Raw genomic sequence first — 5597 nt, forward strand, 5'->3', positions numbered from 1 at the left:
AGGAAATTCACTGCCAATCACTGAGAGCATAGCAATTCTTACTACTAAAAATAGAAAAAGATGAATTTGAATGTGCTCAAATTCATCTTTTTCACTATTTGAAACTAGTTATGTCCCAGCCTCTTCTGATTTGTGAATTCTTAGAACATAACCGTCTTCAATTGGTTTTGCTTTATCTCCACTGCAAATTGATTGTCTTCAAAACTTAATGGCGAAATAATATCTTCATTTAAGTTTACTTCTTTAACCTGTTCTATAGTAAGGTTTACCTTAAACGAACCATCCTTTTTAGTGTCAGTTGGATTAAAGAACCTTAATACAAATCCATCTGCATTTTCCGCTTTTTTCAGTACACTAAGTACTGTCGTGGTGCTTGTTTCTTGAAGAAGACTAAAGCTTAATGGTGTGTTAACGTCCTCCTGATTCAGCTTCATCGCATTATGCGGAATCTTGTTATATGTTTGAATAGGAGTGGTATATTCTTTTGCTGTTCTTCCCACATTTGCTGCTGCCGTTGAGCCTTTATGAGTTGTAATCGCAAATTCAAGCATTAGCTTTCCTGGCATTTGTGAATCTGGTGTTGGCAGCTTAATGCCGGATGGTCGTCCTGGCCTTCTTAGCATTTCTTCTTTTCCGAGTACACCGATACTTCGGAACAGTGTAATGGCAATCGTATCAAACTGATCCCCGATTACTTCATATTCACGTGTGCTATTCGTTAGCACGCTTATCCCATGCACATTATCTGACAACCCAATAAACGATAGCATAGGATAGATAGAATCTGGACGTTCATCCCAGCCTTCTTCCCCCCAGTAATCCATCGCAGAATCATATACATCCCGCTTTATAATCCCGAACTGGTTGTCCGAAACTGAGAAGGATGAAGCAATGCCGGTTGGAATCAAAGTGCGAAGACGATGGTCCTTCGCTTGATTATCAATTTCTGCCTCAACTTTTATGATTGGCTGATGATTTGGAATCGTGATCTTCCAGCGCACATGTACAAACCGGTCTGCTTTTTTGTTTTTGCGTTTTTCCAAATCACCTGGGACATCCATTTTCAACTGAATATCCAGTTGTGCTTCGTATTTATTTCGGCGTACTTTCACATCAGCTTCGACATCGTCGCTGTATATTAACGTTTCATCTGCCAGCGGGGAAAAGTCATATTCATCTCCATCGTCACCGCCATTCTCCAATAAGAGAACGTTGTCGAATTCCTTTTGAAGCTGCTTATCATAAATTTTTAAAGTGCCATTAGGATTCACAGAAACCTCATAGTAGTCGGTATCTACTAATTCTTTTTCGACGAAAGTATGATTCATATTGTTTTCTTCATTAACCACAAAGTATGTCTTATATCCCATTGCAGGAATTGAATCTTTAAATTGAATCGTGTATTGATAGAATGGATCATAGTTTCCATAATGAACAATCTGACGATCAATCAGACCTGGGTCCATGCTTTCTTTATGGCATACTTCAAAAAGAATTTCGTTTCCTTCTCCATCTTTCAGTTTAAAGGCATCCAGCTTTGTTATCACCTCCGTTGTAATAACTTCTGCCCGTTCATACGGAAGAAGGTTGAAAGCTGTCAGGCGATCTTCTTTACGTTCCGTGGCAATAGAATCTGTAATTTTCCGTTTGTAAAATTCAATAAGCTGATCAGTTTTTTCTTCTGCAAGGAAGAAACGATTGACGATTTCACGATGGACTTTATCCGAGCAGCAGCAGCCAATACTGTCATGGGCATGATTCTTCATGATTTCTTTCCAAATCAGTTCAATCAAGCCATGATGGTATTCAAAGCCCTGGGAATATGCAATGGATGCCAGTGGTTCAAGAATATTCGTGATTTTGTTTTCTATTCTTGTATTCGCAGCCTTGATATCCATCCGGGTTGAATAGATGCTTCGGTGAACCCGCATGTACTTTCCATCTAGAAATTCACCCTGAAGGGTTGGCAAGGTTTGATTTTGTTCCAGCTTTTCAAATACATTTTCATATTTACTTAAGAAAAACTCGCGGTCTGGATATAAGCGCTGCAACTTCTCAATAATCGTAAAGATATTCTTCTGAATAGGCATCTGATCATGGCCATTCGGAAGAATAATATTCTCTGTTGTCGCTCCGCGGTCAAGGACAGTAAAGTATTTACTCATACGTTCTTGAAGCTTCTCTTCATCCTCAGGCAAGTACTTCCCAATCGCATACCCAAGCGGGAAAAGCTGTACTAAAACCTTTGAACCGTCATCGCTTTCCCAGTAAAATTCCGTTTTATCTGTGCCATGGCGCTCAGAGGTGCCTCGCCAGAAGATCGAATATTTAATATCAAATCCATTTAGAATTTGGGGCATTTGTGAAGATTGCCCAAATGAATCAGGAAGGTATCCGATTTTCATCGGTGAACCGAATTCTTCACTATCTTTTAATCCATAAAGGAGATTACGAACAATGGATTCTCCCCCAACTACCATCTCATCCGTTTGGGTATACCATGGCCCGATAATCAACTTGCCAGCTTGAACTAACTTTATGACACGTTCTTTATTTTCCGGTTTGACTGCGAAATAGTCTTCCAGAATAGAAGTCTGGCCATCCAGCACATAGTAGGGGTAATCTGGATTGGCCTCAAGCATTTCCATTATTTCTTCCATGTTATTAACTAAAAGGATCCGTGACTCTTCCGTTGAAAAATACCATTCTCTATCCCAATGCATATGGGGTACAATATGAACTTTTTTCATGATGTCCTCCAAATAAGATGGTACCTAAAGCCAGTTCTTTAGGTACCATTATTTATTTTTAATAATGAAATCCTTAAATATTAGGCAGCATCCTGTGTTTGTACAGTTATGCCATCATTTCTTAATTTTCTTTTTCTTGTTTCAATCAATAAAATCATGGAAATCATAGCTCCAAGCAATGCTGCACCGAACCAAATGCTTGCTGCGATAAAAATGGGCTGACCTTGAACCAGGGCGAGTGAGAATATCCCGGCTCTAGGCACATTTAAGCCAATGTTAAAGTAAGCAACGATTGCGCCTGTCACTGCTGAACCTGCGATTAAAGAAGGAATAACACGCAAAGGATCATTAATCATAAATGGGATGGCACCTTCCGTAATACCCGCCAGACCAAGCAGCCATGTTTGTTTTCCAATTTCCTGTTCTTGTTTTGTAAAATACTTCTTTCCGATAATAGTTGCACCTGTTACAGAGAAAGCAGAGACCATTTTAACCGAAGCGAAGGCTGCATATGGAATAAAGTTCCCGCTTGCCATAGCACCAATGCAGAATGTATAAGCTGCCTTATTCACTGGTCCGCCCAGATCAAAAGAAACCATGGCACCAAGAATAGCTCCTAAAAGGATCGCATTTGTACCTGACAAACTGCTTAACCAATTAAGCAAACCTTGATTTAATAGAGCCAGCGGTTCTCCCACTACAAATAACATAATCGAACCGACTACAAGTGTACCGACAACTGGATAAACCCAGAAACTGATGAACCCTGCAAATGTGCCTTTAGGCTGCACCTTATTCTTCAGATACTTTAAGAAGAAACCAGCAAGGAAACCACCGAGCATCCCGCCAAGGAATCCGCTTCCAATGAGATTCGCCGCAACTCCTGCTGCAAAACCAGGTCCAAGTGCCGGCTTATCGGCAATTGAATAGGCCATATAAGCAGCTAAGATCGGAATCATCAACTGACCAAGCAGCCCGCCGCCCAACTGTCTTAGCAGCCATAGCCAGGAACCTTCTTCTGCGTATACATCCTGAAGCCCAAAAGCCTGCGAGATTAAAACGGCTGCGGCCAATGTCATTCCACCTGCGACAATAACCGGAATAATATATGAAATACCTGTTAAGATCGAGTCTTTTATCTCCGTCTTAAATGACTTCTCGTCAGTTTCCTCATCATTGGAAGCACTTCCCTGAGCGAGGTTATACTCTTTTTTGGGAGTCTTCGCCGCTTTATCCAGCGCTTCCCGAAGCAGGCTCTTTGCATTTCTAAGTGGCGCTGCTACTGATGTTTTTACTTTAGGCAAGTGAGCAAAACGTTCTTCTTCTTTTATTGCTACATCATTGGCATAAATAATGGCATCTGCCTTTTTTAGAAGATTCGTTGTATGCCGCTCTTCAATGCCATTTGCCCCCTGCTTCTCAACAAAAACATAAACACCCATTTCTTTTCCAGCCTTGATTAATGCTTCCGCAGCCATATAGGTATGGGCAATGCCTGCAGGACAAGCCGTGATTGCTAATACAGTTTTATCTAATTTACTTTCAGTAGCATTCATATAACATCCGCTGTTTTATCGAGCCGTTCAAACAATTCTGAATTAGTTTTTGCTTGCAGTAATCCGTTTTTATATGATTCATTTGATAAACGTGTTACAAACTCAGATAGCAAACTTAAATGGGTGGAACCAGCTTCACTTTCTGGAATGGCCAGCAAAATCACCAGCTGAACCTTGTTGTTCGGATCAATGCTTTCCCAATCTGCTAACGGTGTTCGAAGAGTGGCAATGGCAAAACCGGCCTCCTTTACGGATGCTGACTTCCCATGCGGAATAGCAAGTCCACCTTCAAAGCCAGTTGGCGAAAGCTTTTCTCTATCTATTACAGCTTGAAGAAAATCTTCTTTATTCGTTAATTTTCCAGCGTCACCCAGCTGATTGACTAAGTACCTGATAGCTTCCTGCTTTGAATGAAATGATGCCCCGGTACTAATTAAGCTTGGTGAGGTAAGTGCTTGAAGCAGCATAAGGATTACCTCCTAAATCAGAATTTGAAAGCGCTTTCATTTATGATTAAAATCTTATCAAAAAAAAAATAAGAAGCTGGATTCTTCTTATTTTTACACGAACTCTATTTTATAAAGCGTTTTTATGTGTATTTATACACATCTTTAAAAATGATCCCAATAAAATTGAGAAATGGTCTGTAAAACTATCATTAATGGCGTTCTATCCGTAATATTGTACCCGTTCATTACCTTTTTGGGTGAGTAACAATTATAAATTAAAGGAGGCTAATTTCTGCAGGGAATTACGGCTAAAATGGGTCAGTGAGACGATTGTAACCCCTCTTTCCTTTGCTCTCTCAGCCATCTTAAGAACCTGCTCAGTTTCACCTGTTAAGCTAATTAAAAAGAGAACATCCTGTTTATTCATTAGTTCTATCCTATGAAGTACTTCATGTCGATGAATAGAGAATTCGGATCCCTTTCCAGCTACACGCAAGTTCCGCACCATCATCTCACAAAAATCAGCAGAATCCCCCACTCCGAAGAAAAAGACATGTTTGGCATCATGAATTAATTTAGTAACTCTTTCAATTTGCTCCATGTCTAAAAGCTCAAATGTCTTTTGAATAAGGTAATAGGAACTCTCCTCATCCACAAAATTAGTAGTATCAATTTCATCTTTAATACTATTTTTAAGATGAGAGAAACCGTCATATGTTAATGTCCCCTTTAAGTAGACATTCAAAAAAACCTTCATGTTACCATGGAGGAAAGAATGCTACTTGGAGGGGATTTTTTCTATGGCAAAGAAAGGGCAAACTTTTAATAGCTATTCGGAGGAG

4 protein-coding genes are annotated in these 5597 nt (G+C 39.9%); all 4 read right to left on the minus strand.

Features of this window, described 5'->3' with window-relative positions; all coding sequences use genetic code 11:
- Positions 1-140: 140 nt before the first annotated feature.
- The 4 genes from mngB to M3205_RS24785 all read right to left on the minus strand — a co-directional run bounded on the left by mngB (position 141) and on the right by M3205_RS24785 (position 5512).
- Complete coding sequence (gene mngB / locus M3205_RS24770) at positions 141-2750, minus strand: mannosylglycerate hydrolase (protein ID WP_251172306.1); 2610 nt, start codon at positions 2748-2750, stop codon at positions 141-143.
- Positions 2751-2830: 80 nt separating this feature from the next.
- Entirely contained in the window at positions 2831-4306 is a 1476-nt protein-coding gene (mngA, locus tag M3205_RS24775; RefSeq protein WP_251172307.1) for a PTS 2-O-a-mannosyl-D-glycerate transporter subunit IIABC, read from the minus strand.
- A complete protein-coding gene (locus tag M3205_RS24780) occupies positions 4303-4773 on the minus strand; it encodes a fructose PTS transporter subunit IIA (protein ID WP_251172308.1) in 471 nt (156 codons plus the stop codon). Before M3205_RS24780 ends, mngA begins: the two co-directional genes overlap by 4 nt.
- Before the next feature lie 250 nt (positions 4774-5023).
- Positions 5024-5512 (minus strand): MurR/RpiR family transcriptional regulator, encoded by a 489-nt coding sequence (locus M3205_RS24785; RefSeq protein ID WP_251172309.1) that lies wholly within the window; start codon positions 5510-5512, stop codon positions 5024-5026.
- Positions 5513-5597 lie beyond the last annotated feature (85 nt).

Source organism: Cytobacillus firmus, from assembly GCF_023715565.1.
Lineage (GTDB): Bacteria > Bacillota > Bacilli > Bacillales > Cytobacillaceae > Cytobacillus > Cytobacillus firmus_C.

Excerpts from the sequence above, each read along its gene's own strand:
- mngB (WP_251172306.1), bottom strand. The coding sequence starts at position 2,750 with ATGAAAAAAGTTCATATTGTACCCCATATGCATTGGGATAGAGAATGG.
- mngA (WP_251172307.1), bottom strand. The coding sequence starts at position 4,306 with ATGAATGCTACTGAAAGTAAATTAGATAAAACTGTATTAGCAATCACG.
- M3205_RS24780 (WP_251172308.1), bottom strand. The coding sequence starts at position 4,773 with ATGCTGCTTCAAGCACTTACCTCACCAAGCTTAATTAGTACCGGGGCA.
- M3205_RS24785 (WP_251172309.1), bottom strand. The coding sequence starts at position 5,512 with ATGAAGGTTTTTTTGAATGTCTACTTAAAGGGGACATTAACATATGAC.